General features: G+C 59.5%; 13 protein-coding genes and 1 pseudogene. 8 read left to right on the forward strand and 6 right to left on the reverse strand.

The features are described from left to right. Window positions 1-16 precede the first annotated feature (16 nt). Window positions 17-853 carry a bifunctional allantoicase/(S)-ureidoglycine aminohydrolase gene (locus ACK2SD_RS13275; protein WP_412459974.1) on the forward strand — a complete coding sequence of 279 codons (837 nt, stop codon included), beginning with the start codon at window positions 17-19 and terminating at the stop codon, window positions 851-853. 76 nt (window positions 854-929) lie between these two features. Here the strand turns inward: ACK2SD_RS13275 and ACK2SD_RS13280 are convergent, their stop codons facing one another. Next, a complete protein-coding gene (locus ACK2SD_RS13280) occupies window positions 930-1,205 on the reverse strand; it encodes a DUF1652 domain-containing protein (protein ID WP_412462314.1) in 276 nt (91 codons plus the stop codon). 216 nt (window positions 1,206-1,421) lie between these two features. Continuing rightward, window positions 1,422-2,308, reverse strand: a pseudogene (locus ACK2SD_RS13285) (pirin family protein). Window positions 2,309-2,513: 205 nt separating this feature from the next. Here ACK2SD_RS13285 and ACK2SD_RS13290 point away from each other — a divergent pair. Both ACK2SD_RS13290 and ACK2SD_RS13295 read left to right on the forward strand, forming a co-directional pair. Continuing rightward, window positions 2,514-3,572, forward strand: a complete 1,059-nt coding sequence (locus ACK2SD_RS13290; RefSeq protein ID WP_412459975.1) for a tetratricopeptide repeat protein — start codon at window positions 2,514-2,516, stop codon at window positions 3,570-3,572. A 109-nt stretch (window positions 3,573-3,681) separates the two neighbouring features. Continuing rightward, window positions 3,682-5,265 (forward strand): response regulator, encoded by a 1,584-nt coding sequence (locus tag ACK2SD_RS13295; RefSeq protein ID WP_412459976.1) that lies wholly within the window; start codon window positions 3,682-3,684, stop codon window positions 5,263-5,265. 6 nt (window positions 5,266-5,271) lie between these two features. Here ACK2SD_RS13295 and ACK2SD_RS13300 read toward each other — a convergent pair whose 3' ends face one another. Further along, on the reverse strand, window positions 5,272-7,338 hold the full coding sequence (locus ACK2SD_RS13300; protein ID WP_412459977.1) for an ATP-binding protein: 2,067 nt from the start codon (window positions 7,336-7,338) through the stop codon (window positions 5,272-5,274). A 283-nt stretch (window positions 7,339-7,621) separates the two neighbouring features. Here ACK2SD_RS13300 and ACK2SD_RS13305 point away from each other — a divergent pair, with 283 nt between their 5' ends. Next, the gene (locus tag ACK2SD_RS13305; RefSeq protein WP_412459978.1) at window positions 7,622-8,098 is read left to right on the forward strand and encodes a CSS-motif domain-containing protein; all 477 of its coding nucleotides are present in this window, start codon (window positions 7,622-7,624) and stop codon (window positions 8,096-8,098) included. Between the two features lie 353 nt (window positions 8,099-8,451). Here ACK2SD_RS13305 and hppD read toward each other — a convergent pair whose 3' ends face one another. Then, a complete protein-coding gene (hppD, locus tag ACK2SD_RS13310; RefSeq protein ID WP_412459979.1) occupies window positions 8,452-9,528 on the reverse strand; it encodes a 4-hydroxyphenylpyruvate dioxygenase in 1,077 nt (358 codons plus the stop codon). Between the two features lie 304 nt (window positions 9,529-9,832). Here hppD and ACK2SD_RS13315 point away from each other — a divergent pair, with 304 nt between their 5' ends. Together ACK2SD_RS13315 and rarD are read left to right on the forward strand one after the other, a co-directional pair. Then, a complete protein-coding gene (locus tag ACK2SD_RS13315) occupies window positions 9,833-11,419 on the forward strand; it encodes an EAL domain-containing protein (RefSeq protein ID WP_412459980.1) in 1,587 nt (528 codons plus the stop codon). Window positions 11,420-11,453: 34 nt separating this feature from the next. Continuing rightward, complete coding sequence (gene rarD / locus ACK2SD_RS13320; RefSeq protein ID WP_412459981.1) at window positions 11,454-12,338, forward strand: EamA family transporter RarD; 885 nt, start codon at window positions 11,454-11,456, stop codon at window positions 12,336-12,338. Here the strand turns inward: rarD and ACK2SD_RS13325 are convergent. Continuing rightward, on the reverse strand, window positions 12,304-13,872 hold the full coding sequence (locus ACK2SD_RS13325; RefSeq protein WP_039577642.1) for a TerC family protein: 1,569 nt from the start codon (window positions 13,870-13,872) through the stop codon (window positions 12,304-12,306). The genes rarD and ACK2SD_RS13325 overlap by 35 nt on opposite strands. A 259-nt stretch (window positions 13,873-14,131) precedes the next feature. On the opposite strand from ACK2SD_RS13325, the gene ACK2SD_RS13330 reads away from it, so the two are divergent. Continuing rightward, complete coding sequence (locus ACK2SD_RS13330) at window positions 14,132-14,716, forward strand: LysE family translocator (protein ID WP_412459982.1); 585 nt, start codon at window positions 14,132-14,134, stop codon at window positions 14,714-14,716. A 9-nt stretch (window positions 14,717-14,725) separates the two neighbouring features. On the opposite strand, the gene ACK2SD_RS13335 is transcribed toward ACK2SD_RS13330, so the two are convergent. Further along, the gene (locus ACK2SD_RS13335) at window positions 14,726-15,505 is read right to left on the reverse strand and encodes an AraC family transcriptional regulator (RefSeq protein WP_412459983.1); all 780 of its coding nucleotides are present in this window, start codon (window positions 15,503-15,505) and stop codon (window positions 14,726-14,728) included. 208 nt (window positions 15,506-15,713) lie between these two features. On the opposite strand from ACK2SD_RS13335, the gene ACK2SD_RS13340 reads away from it, so the two are divergent. Beyond that, complete coding sequence (locus tag ACK2SD_RS13340) at window positions 15,714-17,450, forward strand: hypothetical protein (RefSeq protein WP_412459984.1); 1,737 nt, start codon at window positions 15,714-15,716, stop codon at window positions 17,448-17,450.

The raw sequence follows: 17,450 nt of genomic DNA on the forward strand, positions 1-17,450 counted from the left end.
CAAATCGAGACCGTCCATGTCGAATCACTCCTACTTCGCCCCTCACGGAGGGCACCCGGCTCAGACCGAGTTGCTGACTGACCGTGCCATGTTCACCGAAGCCTATGCCGTCATCCCAAAGGGTGTGATGCGTGACATCGTCACCAGCCATCTGCCGTTTTGGGACAAGATGCGCATGTGGGTCATTGCCCGACCGCTGACCGGCTTTGCCGAAACCTTCTCCCAGTACATTGTCGAAGTCGCCCCTGAAGGCGGCAGCGAGCGGCCCGAGCTGGACCCCAATGCCGAAGCGGTGGTGTTTGTCGTTGAAGGCGAAATCGACATCACCGTCGAAGGCAAACGTCATACCTTGGTGCCCGGTGGCTACGCGTTTCTCGCCCCCGGGGCCGAATGGAGCCTACGTAACAACAGCAAGGCCAACGTCACCTTCCATTGGCTGCGCAAGCACTATCAAAAGGTAGAGGGCCTAGCCGCGCCTGAATCCTTCGTCACCCACCGTGACAACGCGACCGTCATCGAAATGCCAGGAACCGAGGGCCGCTGGGTGACTACGCGCTTCGTCGACATGGCTGACATGCGTCATGACATGCACGTCAACATCGTCACGTTCCAACCCGGCGGCGTGATTCCGTTCGCCGAAACCCACGTGATGGAGCACGGATTGTATGTGCTGGAAGGTAAAGCGGTGTATCGCCTGAACCAAGACTGGGTAGAGGTCGAAGCCGGCGACTTCATGTGGCTACGCGCTTTCTGCCCACAGGCCTGCTACTCCGGCGGTCCAGGTCCGTTCAGCTACCTGTTGTACAAGGACGTGAACCGTCATGTGCACCTGACGCTGAACCCGCAGCGTTGACGCACTGATCCCATTTGCGGCCGATCACCTTGAGTGGGGTTGGGTGTGCACCAACCCCACCCGCATCCGCCCAAAGTCAGGCCCGTAAACGAGGCGACGCCTTTTGCGGCGCTAGGTGGCCCAGACGCTGCCCTTCCTTGAGTTTTCCAAGCAGGCCAATCAGATCGCGAGAACTGTTCAGGCTGTCCAGTCGCACGTCGGTCAGTGTCACGCAGTCGACAAGGCTTGAGCCCGTGCCAAGCCGGATGGTCAAGCTCACCCCATCGCGACTACTGACCTCGCAACGATCTGGCAGGCAGGCTTGCTCGATCAGTTGACGCATTTCCAGCATCGAAACGCCACTCAGAGACATTGTCAGACCCTCAAAACGGTGGATAGCCAGATGAGGGATTACGCCATTCACCTGTCCTTCGCCAATGGATATTGCCTGTGAGCTAACACGTGATTATCAGGGCGGCTAATTGAGCCGCGCGATCACACGCTACGCCTTAACTGATGAGCATCACGCGATCCTGTTAGTTCGAGCATTCTTCCCGGCCAGGTGACGGACGGCCGTACAGGACTCAGTTCACCGCTCCGGCGTCGATGTCGACGCGGGTATCTTGCCGAAGCGCCCAGCGTGAAAATCGTCGAATGCTTCGGCGATCTGCGCTTGCGTATTCATCACGAACGGCCCATAGCCAACGATGGGTTCGTCAATGGGTTCACCACTGAGCAGCAATAGCGAAACATCCTGCTGCGCCGCCACACGAACGTTTTCGCCCTCACGCGTGAGCAGCACAAGCTCGCCGTCGGCGGCTCGCTGTGAATCGTTGACGGTTAGCGCACCGTGTAACACGACCAGTGCAGCGTTGCGCCCGGTGCTGATCGGCAACTGCAGGGAAGCGCCTGCATCAAGACGGATGTCCCATACATCCATGGCGGTGAATGTCCGCGCCGGGCCGCTGTACCCTTCATACTCGCCGGCAATCACGCGTAGGCTGCCGGCGCCGTGCGCCAATGACACGCGGGGGATGTCTCGGTCGAGCAATGTCTGATAGCCCGGCGCTGCCTGCTTGTCGCGGGCGGGCAGATTGACCCACAACTGAACCATTTCCAGTGTGCCGCCCTGCCGAGCGAACGCCGGTGAATGAAACTCTTCATGAATGATCCCATCAGCCGCGGTCATCCACTGCACGTCGCCCGGGCCGATCAGTCCGCCAGCGCCCGTGGAGTCGCGGTGCTCGACCTCGCCCTGATAGACGATGGTGACGGTCTCAAAGCCGCGGTGCGGGTGCTGCCCGACACCGCGACGCGCCTCAGTGGGGCAAATACGTGGGGACCGGCGTAATCGAGCAGGAGAAAGGGGCTGACATGCGCTGCCTGCCGATCATAGGTAAAAAGGCTGCGCACGGGAAAGCCATTGCCTACCCAGTGCGGCTGTGGGCTTCGTTGCACACTCAGAACCTGTTTCATGGGAAAACTCCTCATTTGGCTGCGGATCAGTCTACCAACCCGGGCAATGGGTAATTAGCCGCTCAAAGCAGCTTTATTAGTCCTATCAGCAGGACAATGGGCGTGAAAGTGTTTCCCATATCGATCGCGAGCTCGAGCCGCGACACCGTTGCAATTGACCTCCACCTGTCCCAAGCTCTGCACTCCCGAGTTCACGGAACAGCTGATGTCCATCCGTCACCGTTACCTGATCGCGCTGCCGCTCGCGCTGGCGGTTCTGGCCGCGGCCATCCTTGTCGTGTGGCGAACTCCCGCATCCTCGCCTCCCGGCCCACCTGCCGAACGCTACGCCAAAGCGTTACGGCAGGCCCATGCCGGACTGCCAGGCGCCGCTCGGGTGCTCTATCAGCAACTCCAGCGGGACGATCTCACCCCGATCCGTCGGGCTGCGCTGTACAACGAGTTACCCAATTACCCTTCCCCCCAAGCGCTCAAGCTGGCCAAGCAAGACCTCGAGCACGGTGATCCTTTGGTTCGGCGCGCAGCCATTGCCAGCATTCGACGCCTGTTGCCACCAGCCCAGCGCAGCCTGGTGCTGGGGCCGTTGCTCGAGGATGAAGAGCAAAGCGTGCGCTTCGCCGCCGTAGACGCGTTGATGGGCCTGGATCCGGACGCCATCGGCCTGTATTTCCGCCCTTTGCAATCAGCGCTCGAGCAGTACCAGCAAGCCCTCGAGCAACAGCCAGACGATGCCCAGGCCCAGGTCCATCTGGCGCGGCTGTACTTGCACGAGCGAGACTTCCCAAGTGCCGAAGCCGCCCTCGCCCGCAGCCTGAGATTGGCGCCGCAAGATCCGGACGCATTGGCAACCCAGGTGCGACTGCTAGAGGCCATGGACCGGCACGATGCCTCCCGCGAAGTACTCGCACAGGCGTTGGCACTGCGTCCAGACTCCGCATTTCTGCAGTATGAGCTCGGTCTCTGGCTGTTACGCCACGGACAACGCGAGTATGCCCTGCTTGCACTATCGCGAGCAGTCGAACTCGAACCTGACAACGCCGACTACCGCTACACCTTGGCCATTACCCTGCATGACCTTGAACAGGTAGAGGCCGCGCAAAAGCAGCTGGAAAACCTGCTGGATCGCCAACCCGCCAATCGCCGTGCGCGGGTGCAACTGATCCACTACTGGAAAGAGACTGGGCAATTGCAGAACGTTCAGGTATTGCTCGCCGAACTTGAGCGGCAAAATCCCGACGATCCTTACCTGCAACAGGGCTTGTAGCCCTTTCTTACAAGCACTTTGAACCCTGGCGGAAAATAGGCGGTCCAGTGAGTATCGGCTCGCTGAATGCCCCATCGCTTCAGGCCGCCCCACGCTCGGGAGATTGGTCTTGTCAGGTTCACTGCCCTACGACGAAAGGGCGCTCATTCTGGCGCCACAGCACGTTGCCGCTAAGGCCTCGAAGATGCTTTCGGGCGGGGGCATCACGTGCTTGTGCACCACTGACAACCAACGTCTTGGGGTATGGCTCAGTGAGGGCGCAGCGCTGGTCTTGGTCGATGAGCAGGTGCTGTCCACTGATCAGAAATCCCCACTGCAGCAGTTTGTCGACGCCCAGCCAAATTGGTCTGACTTGCCAATCTTGATGATGATGAAGACAGGCAGCGGCTCGGCGCTAGCACAGAGCCTTGGCAATCTGTCTTGCTTGTACCATCCCTTCGATGAGGCACAGTTACTGAGCTTGGCTGAACAGGCAATGCGCACCCGAAAGCGTCAATATCTTGCCCGTGAGGCATTGCGCGAACTCACCGATCGGCTTGAAACCTATGCGGCGCGTGACGACAACACTCTCCAGCATAGGCGCAAAATGGATGCCATTGGTCAGCTCGCTGGTGGTTTCGCCCATGATTTCAATAACTTGCTGACCAGCATCGGGGGGAGTTTCGAACTCATCGAGCGACGATTACAAAAGGGCCGCCTCGAAGACCTGGACAAGGTTGTGCGTATGGGTCGTGACTCAGTGGCGCGCGGCGCCAAGCTGACACACAAGTTGTTGGCATTTTCCTCTCGCCAATCGTTGCAGAAGCAAACACTCGAGCTTAAGACGCTGCTTGATCCTCAGCGACTGCGTGCAATCGTGCCCGAGTGCGTTCAGCTTATGCTGAACGTGCCGGAGGATTTATGGGCCCTGCAAGCAGACGCTCAACAGTTGCGGGAATCGTTGGACAGCCTGTTATGCAACGCCTGTGAGGCCATGCCCAATGGTGGCAAGCTTACTGTCCAGGCGTGCAACGAGCACATCGATGCGCTGTGTTTTCCGCAAAGCGGTCTGAGCACCGGCGATTACGTCCGTTTGAGCGTCATCGACACTGGCCAAGGCATGTCACAGACCACCCTCGATCATGCGTTCGAACCGTTTTTCAGTACTAAACCTGTTGGCCAAGGAATAGGTCTGGGCTTGTCGATGGTGTATGGGTTCAGCCGGCAATCCCATGGATATGTCACCCTGCGCAGCCGAGTAGGCCATGGCGCTCAAATCGATCTGTACCTGCCTCGGAGCCTGGCAGCCCCCGCTCCCGCCCCATTGCTCCGTCGCCCTGGCAGCACCGAGGGACCCATACTGATCGTCGAAGATGACCGCGATGTCCGCGCATTGCTCTATCAGTCCTTGACCGAAGACGGGCTTTCTTGCCTGACTGCCCAGGACGCCACACAAGCGCTGCAGATGCTTGGCTCCGGCACGCAGGTGTCCCTGCTGCTCAGCGATGTTGGGCTGCCGGGGATGAGCGGCCGCCAATTGGCAGAAATCGCGCGGACGCTACGCCCAGGCCTGCCGATCTTGCTGATCACCGGCTATGCAGAGACCGCCGTTTCTCGAGATGATTTTCTCGATCCGGGAATGCATCTGATGTGCAAACCATTCGAACTGCAGCATCTTCGTGATCAGATCCTCAAAATGCTCGCTGACCACTGATACAGGCTATTCATCCAGCATCTGGTAGACCTTGCCGACCAGGTTTTCCAGCGAAAACGGCTTGAGCATCAATGCAGTACCCGGTTTTCCAAGCAAACTGGACTCCAGCGGTTGCTCGGTGTAGCCGGTAATGAACAGCATTTTTTGCGTTGCCCTGGTCTGGCGGATCGCCTTGCCAACCTGCCGCCCACTCATGCCTCCCGGCAGACCTATATCGGTAATGACCAAGTCGTAGGGGCCGTCCTGTTCATAGCACGCCAATGCCTGCGCCGCGTCACCCGCCTCGCGCACCTCGAAACCGTTATCTACCAGCACCTCTCGCATCAATGCCCTGAGATTGAGCTGATCGTCGACCAACAGTATCCGTTCCCCGTTCCCAAGCTTGCGTTCACAAGCGCGTATATCGGAGTCGCTGGCCGGCAAATCACCCGGATACCGGGCAAATAGCAAAGTCACTACGGTACCGTCACTGGGACTGGACTCGATCCACACATGACCGCCTGACTGGTGGACGAACCCGTAAACCATCGCAAGCCCCAGCCCAGAGCCCCGACCTTTCGGTTTGGTGGTGAAAAACGGCTCGAACGCGCGGCTGAGGATCTCTGCCGGCATGCCGGTACCCCCGTCTTTGACAAGAATGGCGACATAGTCTCCGGCCGGTATGCTTTCTCCATGCAGCGTCCGAGCCGGCAAGCGCTCGTTCGACGTGCGAACGGTCAGCACGCCCTGCTCAGCCGCCGCATCCCGCGCGTTGCTGCACAAATGCAGCATGGCGATCTCCAACTGGGCACAGTCCACCCGTATTGGCCAGGGCGCGACATCCAGTTGCCAGTGAACTTCGAAATCCGGGCCTAGCGCCTGATGCACGAGCGGTTTCAATTCCAGCAGCAGGGTATTGACGTTCACCGGGCGCGGCTGCAACGGCTGGCTTCGGGCAAAGGCCAGCAGCCGGTGCGTAAGGGCCATGGCACGCTGCACCGAGTCGCGCGCGACGTGGACGTACTCGTCGATGCGCTCCATTCGACCTTGGCCCATCCGTCGCTGGAGCAACTCCAAGCTCCCTCCGACGCCGGCCAGCAGATTGTTCATTTCGTGGGCCATTCCACCTGCCAGTTGGCCCACGATTTCCATGCGCTGATTGTCACGGAGCAGGCCTTCGGCCTCGCGTACGATACTGGAGCGCTCCTGGGTGATATCACGTCCAACTGCCACCAAAACGTCGCCTTGTGAGCGGGCGCTCCAGCACATCCAGCAATAATGCCCATCTCTGTGCCTGAGTCGGGACTCGACTTCATGGACCGCCTTTCCCTGTAGCAAGTCGGTGATGGCCAACCTGACTTCCGCGCGATCACCGGGATGAACCAGGTCCACCAGGGCAACGGTATCCATGCCCTGCACGTCCCATCCCAGTACCCGTTGCCAGGCTTCATTTGCAGCCAGAAGCGTAAGCTCACGGCTGACGACGACCATCGCATCGCGCGCCATTCGCCAAAGATGATCGCTGCTGGGCAGATATTGCCCCACTTGATGCTCGAAACCCTGCGCCTGCTCGCGCCACTGCCTGACCTGCTCCATGCTGGCGGTGTTGTCGATCGCCGTGTGCAGGAGCCCGGCCACTGCACCTTGCTCGTCACGCAGTGGAGCGTAGCCAAAGGCGAACCAGGCAGGCCCATCATGTTCATGGCTGTTCAACTGAATGGGTGCATCAATGAAATTCGCACGCCCCTCCAGTGCCTGGAAGACCCAGGGGCCGATACGCGGCCACTCCTCGTGCCACAAGAGATCAAAGCGCATGCCGAGTGATTGCTTGACACCGGGCAGAAGCGCCATGTAGCTGCGGTTAGGTATCAGGGTGAGCGCTCGACCCCATACCAATGCACACGGAAATGGCGACAAAAGCATGATATCCACCGCCACTCGCAGTGACGGCGGCCATTGCGTCAAGGCACCGAGCGGTGTCGGCCCCCAGTCGAAACGCGTGATGTGTTCGCCCGCCATTTGTGCAGAACAGGAAGCTGCCGCTAGGTGAATCACCTGTGTAGCACCCATACGAGCCGCTTTGCCAGCGTTCACGGAACAGACTCCCGTTCTAGCATGACGACGAAGATGGGGTAGCGGAGCAGAGTTTCCGGGTCCATGGCAACTCCTGGGCAGTATTGAGGTGGTTTTGAGCCTAGCACATGGATCGCCAGCGCCGTCTGGCAGGCGCGCGTCCACCGTTGGCTCGGGGGGGTAGGCGTAATCAATCCCACGCATTGAGCATGCCTTGCTTCATACGCTACAGATATGACCTACAGCGTGGCCCCAGACACAGCCTTAGGCTCTTGGAGTCCTCCACTATCGGATTAGGAAATCAATGAGCATATCAAGGCATCCAAAGCATCAAAGCCGTCGCATGGTCACTCTGGCGATCGCACTGCTGATCGGTGCTGCGCCACTGATCTCTGGGCTGCTCGTCATGGACTATCAATTGAATAAACGCTTGGAGCAAAGCGCGAAGATCGCCGTAGACGAAGCATTGTTCACGTTCGACCGTCTGTTCGATGGTCTGCGCGCCGCAGCAGTACTCGCCCTGCCGTCAGGGACAAGACCCTGCCAGGACATTCAGAACAGACTCGCCGCCCAGGTCGCAGGCAACCCTAGACTGCAATCGCTGATCGTCAATCAGGGCGCGGGGCGAATATGCCGCAGCATGGAGACCATGGAACTTCCCGACTTTGCCCCGGACCAGACCCTCCGGTTGATCTTCGATTCGACCGCGATACCCGATGGCGCACTGGTGGCCTATCGCTTGGTCAACGGCGACCGCTCAGTCGTCGCCACAACCTATTGACTGGAAATACGCAACGAACTACGCGCCTTCAAAAATGGCCTGCGTCTGATCGTTGAAGTCGGCGATCAGTACATTTGGACAGAGGGCGACAGCCGTGAGCAAATACGCCCCTCAATGTCGGAGTTCTTGGAAGGCGGAGTTTCCAAGAAGTACGGATACCGAATAAAAGTCGGCTATCCGCAAGGCTTCACTGCCGCGGAAGCACGCCAGGCAAGAAACAGCGTGCTCCCCTCACTGGTGCTGATCAGTGCACTCACTTCTGCCGTCGTGATCTGGAGCCTGCGTAATCGAAGGGTCAACACCGACGGTAAAACCGCCAGTCGGCGACCGGCGGCTTGACCCGACACGTGTGATCACTCGGCGCTCAGCACGCCTCGACGAACCTGATCACGCTCGATGGATTCAAAGAGCGCTTTGAAGTTTCCTTCTCCGAAACCATCATCTCCCTTGCGCTGGATGAACTCGAAGAACACGGGCCCCATCAGGGTTTCGGAGAAAATCTGGAGCAACAGGCGCTTATCCCCCGACACCGATGCGCCGTCGAGGAGAATACCTCGAGCTTTGAGTTGATCGACCGGTTCGCCATGCCCTGGAAGACGCTCCTCGAGCATTTCGTAGTAAGTCTGGGGAGGCGGCGTCATGAAGCGCATGCCAATACCTTTCAGGGCATCCCATGTTTGGAGCAGATCGTCGGTGAGGAAGGCAACATGCTGAATGCCCTCTCCGTTGAACTGCATAAGGAACTCCTCGATCTGTCCGGAGCCCTTGGAGGACTCCTCGTTGAGCGGAATGCGAATCATGCCATCAGGTGCGGTCATGGCCTTGGAAGTGAGGCCGGTGTACTCGCCCTTGATGTCGAAGTAGCGAATTTCCCGGAAATTGAACAGCTTTTCGTAAAAACCGGCCCAATAGGCCATGCGCCCGCGATAGACATTGTGAGTCAAGTGATCGATCACCTGCAGTCCCGCCCCAACCGGATTACGATCGACACCCTCGATGAAGTTGAAGTCGATATCGTAGATCGAGCTGCCCTCTTCGAAGCGGTCGATCAGGTACAGCGGTGCACCACCGATTCCCTTGATCGCCGGAAGGCGCAACTCCATGGGGCCGGTTTCGATCTCAACCGGCTGCGCGCCGAGCTCCAGCGCTCTAGCGTAAGCGTCGTGCGCGTTGCGCACACGAAACGCCATGCCGCATACCGACGGGCCATGCTCGGCCGCGAAATACGAAGCGATACTCTTAGGCTCATTATTGAGAATCAGATTAATGCCGCCCTGGCGGTACAGGTGCACCTCTTTGGAACGGTGAGTAGCCACCTTGGTGAAACCCAATGCTTGGAACACGGGCTCAAGAACGCCTGGGGTGGGGGAAGCGAACTCGATGAACTCGAAGCCCATCAGGCCCATCGGGTTTTCGAAAAGATCTGCCATGTCGTTATCCTCAGCTGCAACAGAATGAATATGCTCGAATGCGTGAGATGTCAGACAGGACAGGCGGCGAGCAGGGAATTCCCCTGACGCTGCGGGCGAGAAAATCACCGATGAGAAGCTTGAACCCGTGATACGCCATAGCAATGTTCTCGGCTGGGTCGGTTCCCCAAAACGGGAAACCTTATTCTTGTATTCGTAACTTGATTCTACAGGGCGTAATTTCCTTTGTCGCGCACTCGTTCAGTGTGCGGGCGCATCACCGACTATTCTTGTGCTGTCGGCAGCCACTCACCTCAAGACTCACATGCCTCTCACGCTTGAACGTCAACGTCATCGAACCTGGCGGGCTCTACTACCTTGGACGGTTGGCGCGCTGCCGCTGCTGTGCGGATTAGTCCTGCTAGAGTGGCAAGTCGAGCGTAACCTGCACGAGCGCAGCGTGGCCACGGCACGACAAGTGGTCAATCACGTCGAACGCATTCTCGACAGCGTGTCGGCGGCAGCGAAGATCCTGGCGCCGCTGGCAGGCCGCCCTTGCGCAGAGGTGACGCTCGCACTGCGCGAGCAGGTGACGCGCAACGCGTTCATCCGCTCGACCAACCTGTTCGCCAACGACATACTTTATTGCTCGTCCCTGTTTGGCGCTATTCATGAGCCGGTCGAAGCCCAGCGCTACACTGAAGGTCAACTGTGGTTGATGGATGGAAACACGGTCACGCCCGACCACGCGCTGCTGGTCTATCGAACCCACCAGGCTGGGCGTGGCGTTCTGCTCACGGTGGATGGGGATCACCTCGTTACCGCCTTGCAGTTGATTGCCAATGACGAAGCCCTGCAGATTCAGGTCGGCACGCACTGGATGGGTGCCGACGGTCGGGTGCACATCTCAAAGCCGCCTTTGACAGGCAGCACGCCAATATCGCTGTATTCCTCCCGCTATCCGTTCGGTGTACATGGCGGCTATCGCGCACATCAATCGCTGCGCACGCTCTACAGCCACTATCCAGCGCTGCTCGCCCTGCTGTGTGTCATCGGCGCATTTATCGGCATGACCTGCCATTGGCAACTGCGCCGGGCGTCCTCGTCACGCAGTGAATTGGACAGGGCGCTGCAGGCCGACGAGTTCATCCCGTATTTCCAGCCCGTGGTGCGCACAAGCGACTATCGCTGGGCCGGGGCTGAAGTGCTGATGCGCTGGCAGCACCCGCGCGAGGGGCTGGTCTCCCCTGACCTGTTCATCCCTTATGCCGAGCACAGCGGGCAGATCGTACCCATGACTCGCGCGTTGATGCTGCGCACCGCCCAAGGTCTGGCCCCCTATGCCGCCTTCATGGATGAAGGCTTTCACATCGGCATCAACATCACCGCCGATCATTGCCAGGACTTCACCCTGCTCGACGAGTGTCGCGCCTTCCTCGGCTTCTTCCCCCCCGGACGGGTGCTGCTAACGCTGGAACTGACCGAACGCAAGCTGCTCGAAGTCACGCCGATGACCCTCGAACTGTTCGAGAAACTCCACCAGATGGGCGTAAAGATCGCCTTGGACGACTTCGGTACCGGGCAATCCAGCCTGAGCTACCTGCGTCAGTTCAACATCGATTATCTGAAAATTGATCAGAGCTTCGTCGCCATGATCGGCGGCGACGCGCTCTCGCAGCACATCCTCGACACCATCATCGAGCTATCGCGCAAGCTGGATCTGGCGATGGTCGCCGAAGGGGTGGAAACCGAGGTGCAGCGCGACTACCTTGCACGGCATCAGGTGGACTTCCAGCAAGGCTACCTGCATGCCAGGCCCATGCCACTGGAGGCCTTCATCCAGGCACTCGCCGCACGTTCCTCAAGCGGCCGGTTGCCCCCGGACACCCCCGCTGCCATCATGCCCGGTTGATCGGTCCGTTCACTCTCCAGCTATCGAGGCTTTCGTGTCAAAAGGCATCATCTCGTCCGTCATGGCGTCCTGTCTGTTCGCCGTGATGTATTTCTACACCTCCCTGCTTGCTCCGCTCGACGGCGAGGAAATTTTTGGCTGGCGAACGTTGCTGACCCTGCCGTGCCTGACCCTGTTCATGCTACTGAGCAAGGACTGGCGCCATGTCGGCGAACTGTTGACACGGATTCGCCAGACACCCGTCCTGCTGCTCGGCATGATCGGCACTTCATCGCTGCTGGGCATCCAGTTGTGGCTGTTCCTGTGGGCACCGCTGCATGGGCGCAGTCTGGAGGTATCGATGGGCTATTTCCTGCTGCCCCTGGCAATGGTGCTCACGGGCAGAGTGGTCTATGGCGAACGTCTCTCACGCCTGCAAAAACTGGCCGTGGGCTGCGCGGCCCTAGGCGTTGGCCACGAGTTGTACCAGCATGGCAGCTTCGCCTGGGAAACCTTGGTGGTGGTGGTGGGCTACCCGATTTACTTCGTCCTGCGCCGACGCTGCCGCACTGACCACCTGGGCGGTTTGTGGTGCGACATGTGCCTGCTGCTGCCCTGGGCCCTGTACTTCGTGATCGAGGGACCGCTGACAACGGCCGACCTGGCCGCCCATCCTGGACTGTATGGGCTGATTCCCCTGCTCGGTGCGATCAGCGCCTCGGCGCTGATCGTCTACGTGCTGGCCAGCCGCTTACTGCCCTTTGGCCTGTTCGGTTTGCTCAGCTACGTCGAACCGGTGCTGCTAGTTGGCGTGGCACTGCTGCTGGGCGAAACCATCACCTCGGACCAGTGGCTGACCTATCTGCCGATCTGGGCTGCCGTACTGGTCCTGGTGCTGGAGGGCATCAAGCACCTGCGTCAGCGTCGGCGGGCGGTGTAAGGCGCACCTGGCGCACCCGGCGCTCCTGCACCGCCATCACCGTCATGCGCCAGCCATTGCAGTCGAGCTGATCGCCGACCATCGGCAGGCGGTCGAGCAGGCTCATCACCAGTCCGGCGAGGGTCTGGTAATCCTCGGTGGCGCGGGCGGCGAAGCCGGTTCGCGCCTGCACCTGGGTCAGGTTCAGCGCCCCGTTGACGACGAACCCATCGACCTCCTGGACGATCTCCGGCCCGGCCACCTCACTGGCATCGGGAAGCTCACCGGCGATCGACTCAAGAATGTCGGTCATGGTCAGCACGCCGGTGAAATCACCGAATTCGTTGATCACGAACGCAATGTGCGTCGACTGTCCTCGCATCTGCTCCAGCGCATTGAGAATGCTGAAGCTCTCCAGCAGGTTCAGCGGCTGGCGCACCATACGCTCAAGGTCCGGGGTGCTACCGGTCAGCAATTCCTTGAGCAACTCCTTCTTGTGAATGAAGCCCAGAGGCTCGTCGATGCGACCGTCACGAATCAGCGGCAGCCGTGAGTAAGGCGAGTTGATCAGCGTCTGCGTGATCATCTCGGCCGACTGCGCCAGGTCCAGCGCATCGACTTCGGTGCGCACGGTCATCACGGTCCGGATCGGCCGCTCGGCGAGGTTCAGCACACCGCTGATCATCACGCGCTCGCGGCGGTCGAACAGCACCTGTTCTTCACCGCCTTCGACCAGATCGGCGATCTCCTCGCCCAGTTCGTCAGCCTCGACCCGACGCCCGCCCAGCAGGCGCAGCACCGCATGGGCGGTGCGCTCGCGCAGCGGGCGGTGCTGTTGCAGGCTGCGCTTGCGACGAGCCCGGGCCAGTTGGTTGAACGCCTCGATCAGGATCGAGAAACCGATCGCCGCATACAGATAGCCCTTGGGAATGTGGAACCCCAGGCCTTCGGCGGTCAGGCTGAAGCCGATCATCATCAAGAAGCCCAGGCACAGCATGATGACTGTCGGGTGGGCGTTGACGAAGCGGGTCAGCGGCTTGCTGGCCACGATCATGATGCCAATGGAGAAGATCACCGCGATCATCATCACCGACAGATGCTCGACCATGCCCACGGCGGTGATCACCGCATCCAGCGAGAACACCGCGTCCAGCACCACGATCTGCGCGACGATCGGCCAGAAGGCCGCGTGACGAGCGCCAGCACTGCTTTGGGCGACATGCCCTTCAAGGCGCTCGTGCAGCTCCATGGTGGCTTTGAACAGCAGGAATACGCCGCCAAACAGCATGATCAGATCTCGACCTGAGAAGCTCTTACCCCACACCTCGAACAGCGGCGCAGTGAGCGTCACCATCCACGAGATCGAGGCCAGCAGGCCAAGGCGCATCACCAATGCCAGCGTCAAACCAATCACCCGGGCGCGGTCACGCTGATGCGGGGGCAGTTTGTCGGCCAAGATGGCAATGAACACCAGGTTATCGATACCCAGCACCAGTTCCAGCACGATGAGTGTCAGCAGGCCCAGCCAGGCCGTGGGGTCAGCTAGCCATTCCATCAGCAGGTACTCTCGGGGAACGCGTCAGAACGACGCATGAAGGGCGGCCGGGACGGCCAGGGACTGGGGGGCTCCGCGAAGGTGCTCATAAGGGCCTTAAGTGTAATTTGGGATGTCGATCCTACAATCGAAGCAGGTTTTTCTGACAGCGGGAAACTATTACAAAAACTGTAACCGGTCGCTGAGCACTTTCGTTCAATACGCCGCAGTGCCCCCTGCAAGAGCATGGCCGCTTCATAGAACAACGAGGACGCCCTCCATGAGCCTGTCACTGTCCATGGCCGCTTTCGCCTTGGCCGCTTCGATTTCTCCAGGTCCTGTCAACATCGTCGCGCTGGGCAGCGGCGCGCGACACGGTCTGCGCGCCAGCCTGGGGCACGCCGCCGGTGCCAGCCTGGGCTTTTGCCTATTGCTTGTGCTGATCGGCCTGGGCCTGCACGAACTGCTGCTGCGTTGGCCACTGCTCAATCGTCTGCTGCACTGGGGCGGCGTGCTGTTCTTGCTGTACATGGCCTGGAAGCTGGCCAGCGACAGCGGCGAGTTGCACACCGGACATCAGAGTCAGGCGCCGTCGGCTTGGCACGGCGCGGTGATGCAGTGGCTCAACCCCAAGGCATGGCTGGCCTCGGTAGCCGGTATCGGCGCCTATACAGGCGGCGATCACCAGTTGCTGTGGCTGTTCACTTGGCTGTACGCGCCCATCTGCTTCGTGTCGGTCGCCAGTTGGGCTTGGGCGGGCAGCATGATCAGCCACTACTTGGGCAATGCCCGGAACATGCGGTTGTTCAATCGGGTACTGGCGGCCTTGCTGGTGATCAGTGCGGCATATCTGATGTTGGCCTGAAAGTCTAGATCAGCAACCGCTGCGGTAGTGCCCGGGCGTTGCCGCCAAATGTTGCTTGAAAGCGCGCTGTAAATGCGCCTGATCGGCGAATCCGGCCTCCAGCGCCACTTCTGCAATGCCCCGCCCCCGACGCAACTCGGCGCGTGCGTGCTGCACGCGTTGATCGATAAGGTAACCATGGGGTGTAAGGCCGAAGCGATGGCGGAAGGCGCGAATCAGGTAGCTGCGGGAGAGTCCAGCAACAAGACAGATATCGTCCAGGCTCAAAGGATCGAGACGGTGGGCGCGGATGAAGGCCGCAGCGGTATCCAAACGCGGATGATCTGATCGAACCACCTCGCCAGGCATCTGCAGATAGCTTGGCAACATTTTGAAGAACGCTTTCAGAAAGACGTCCGCCCCAGAGACCTGCTGCTCGAACACGTTTGTGAAGACCTGCAACAGATGCGCGTACAGCGCAGTGCAGTCGCTGTAGGTCGCCTGCGGCAGAACGAACCCCTGAGCCTGCAGCCAGGGCAAGTCGACGTACAGCATCAGGTAAGACCACGGCTCCCCCTGGAGAGGATTGCAGGCATGCACCACGCCTGGGTTCATCAGAACGGTGGCACCTGCGGTCAGCTCGCGCAATGTGTTGCCGTTGAGGTAGGTGCTACGTCCACCTGTGACCACGCCTATGGAAAAGCTTTCGTGAGAATGAGGCTCATAGCAGACCCTGCGCCCATCGATGACCCACCGTGCCTCGACAAAGGGCAGTTCTGGGTTTCGCCAGAATCGTGATGCTTCGTTCATTACTCTTCTCTCCTGTTCGGCGCTGTCAGCGCTTTTCCCACTCAACGCACGAAGAGCCGAGATTAAATGATTTCATAAGGCCCCAACCTGTTTGCCGAGGTTTTTCTTCAGGAGTAAACGGTCTGCCTCAACTGATACATTTACCAGTTGGCAGTGCGCGCCGCCCCGCCTAGCGTTAGCACAAAGACTCACCGATGAGGGCAGCGCCATGTATCGCAAGACCGCCTTACTCCAGCTGGTGGTTCTGATTGTCACCCTTGCATGTCATCCACTGTTCGCTTTCGGCGTCCAGGCAATTCCTCAGCAACAGGGCGAGCCAGGCCCCAGCCAAGCGGCTCCAGCGACCATCATGGATCAGTCATTACTGGCGCTGAACGATCAACCCTCGCTTATCGACCGACTTAACGCGCGCTACAACAGTGCGGTGGCGGAATGTGAACATGGTGCCCCGGCGCTGCACTGTAGCGGCATCCTGTTGCGTCGCGCCACGCACAATCCCGGGTATGCCTTCTGGACCCATAGCCCAGCGAGCCAAGCGCTGGGTTCGGTCACTTTCTCCTGGCTGCGAGTAGACGGGGCAAGCAACAGTAATGATCTGACCAGCGGTTTCATTTTCATGGACAACACGACAGCGATGAGTGCTGGCTATACGCTGCAGTCGCCACGCTGTATCTACCCATTTCTGGCTGGCACCCAAAACAATGGGCGAAGTCTGCACGGCTGCGGAATGCGAGACGTCGCCGAACCGCCGCGCAAGGATGAAAGTGTGTGCGCGACGCAAATTCCCCCCGCCATCACTGTCACCAGTTGGAGCGCACACTTCAAGGCGAAGGAGTTTGCGCGCGGTGATCAGTGTTCGCTGAGCACCCAAGTGCCCGAGCAACTGATCACCAGCCTTCAGGCGCGAGTGGCTCACGCCGATATCGCCAAGACCGCCGGCAATGAGTTGCTGATACCCACATGGGACGATACGCAGCCCAAGCAACTGCCGATCGAGGCGTTTTTCTTCAACGCCAACAGAAGTGGCGCTTTCGAAACAGCACTGGAATTACGCAATGCTTTCCTCCAGGAAACTTCCAGGGATGTACCAATCGTTGCGCTGGATCCAGGCGCAACCGATAACCAGATTTTCAAGGCGCCGACCCATGATCAACAAGGGCGAGCCACAGCACAGGCGCTGACCCTGCGCTACACCAGTACAGCCAGCCGGTGCGATGGCAGAACCTCCCTGTTCTGCAATGGGGTGATCCTGCGAACGACAACCTTTTCCCCGCAATTCAAGGTATGGAATCCCAGCCAGCGCTCAGTAAACTCCGGTAGCGTATCGTTTTCATACCTGCGTGCAGACCTCGGGATCAAGGTGCTGGCATGGAGTACGCTCTATCAGGGTCTAATCGTTCGCGAGCTCGATGCTGGGGCCGCGCCAGACCTCTACCCGCTCAAGCCTCTGTGCATGTATGCCACGGACGCAGCGAGTTGGGATCGCCAAGAAAGCGGATGCGGCGCCCACCGTAACTACAGCCAAGCCAGCGTGCGCTGCGCCGCTCAAGGTATTTTCGATCTCGCCACACTCAAGGCCCACTTCCAATCCATTGCGGGCAACGACAAGCACTTCAACGATCGCAATCAACATCAGTGCAGCCTGGCTGTAGACGCTGTCGCTTTCGATATTTCGCTGAAATCGCGCGAGGCGATGCTCAATCCCGAGCAGTATCTACACCACAACGAATTGCTGATCGAAACTTGGCCCCAGAACATCCCACAATTGCTGCCACTGGAGGCTTTCTTCTACCAGAGCGGGCATCTCGATGCGATCACGCAGGCCAAAGCGATGCAGCAGGATTTGAGCGACAGTGCCGCAGGCCTTTGGAAGCCGGTCATTCGCGTTGATCTTCAAGCGGGGCCAGAGCAGGTCTTCACCTATTGGCCAGAGGATCAAAGCTGA

Origin of the sequence: Pseudomonas sp. SC11, from assembly GCF_047039205.1 — a bacterium.
Classification (GTDB): domain Bacteria; phylum Pseudomonadota; class Gammaproteobacteria; order Pseudomonadales; family Pseudomonadaceae; genus Aquipseudomonas; species Aquipseudomonas boreofloridensis.

Bases quoted from the DNA above. Each gene is read 5' to 3' on its own strand.
- ACK2SD_RS13275 (WP_412459974.1), top strand. From the start codon at position 17: ATGTCGAATCACTCCTACTTCGCCCCTCACGGAGGGCACCCGGCTCAG.
- ACK2SD_RS13280 (WP_412462314.1), bottom strand. From the start codon at position 1,205: ATGTCTCTGAGTGGCGTTTCGATGCTGGAAATGCGTCAACTGATCGAG.
- ACK2SD_RS13290 (WP_412459975.1), top strand. From the start codon at position 2,514: ATGTCCATCCGTCACCGTTACCTGATCGCGCTGCCGCTCGCGCTGGCG.
- ACK2SD_RS13305 (WP_412459978.1), top strand. From the start codon at position 7,622: ATGAGCATATCAAGGCATCCAAAGCATCAAAGCCGTCGCATGGTCACT.
- hppD (WP_412459979.1), bottom strand. From the start codon at position 9,528: ATGGCAGATCTTTTCGAAAACCCGATGGGCCTGATGGGCTTCGAGTTC.
- ACK2SD_RS13315 (WP_412459980.1), top strand. From the start codon at position 9,833: ATGCCTCTCACGCTTGAACGTCAACGTCATCGAACCTGGCGGGCTCTA.
- ACK2SD_RS13325 (WP_039577642.1), bottom strand. From the start codon at position 13,872: ATGGAATGGCTAGCTGACCCCACGGCCTGGCTGGGCCTGCTGACACTC.
- ACK2SD_RS13330 (WP_412459982.1), top strand. From the start codon at position 14,132: ATGAGCCTGTCACTGTCCATGGCCGCTTTCGCCTTGGCCGCTTCGATT.
- ACK2SD_RS13335 (WP_412459983.1), bottom strand. From the start codon at position 15,505: ATGAACGAAGCATCACGATTCTGGCGAAACCCAGAACTGCCCTTTGTC.
- ACK2SD_RS13340 (WP_412459984.1), top strand. From the start codon at position 15,714: ATGTATCGCAAGACCGCCTTACTCCAGCTGGTGGTTCTGATTGTCACC.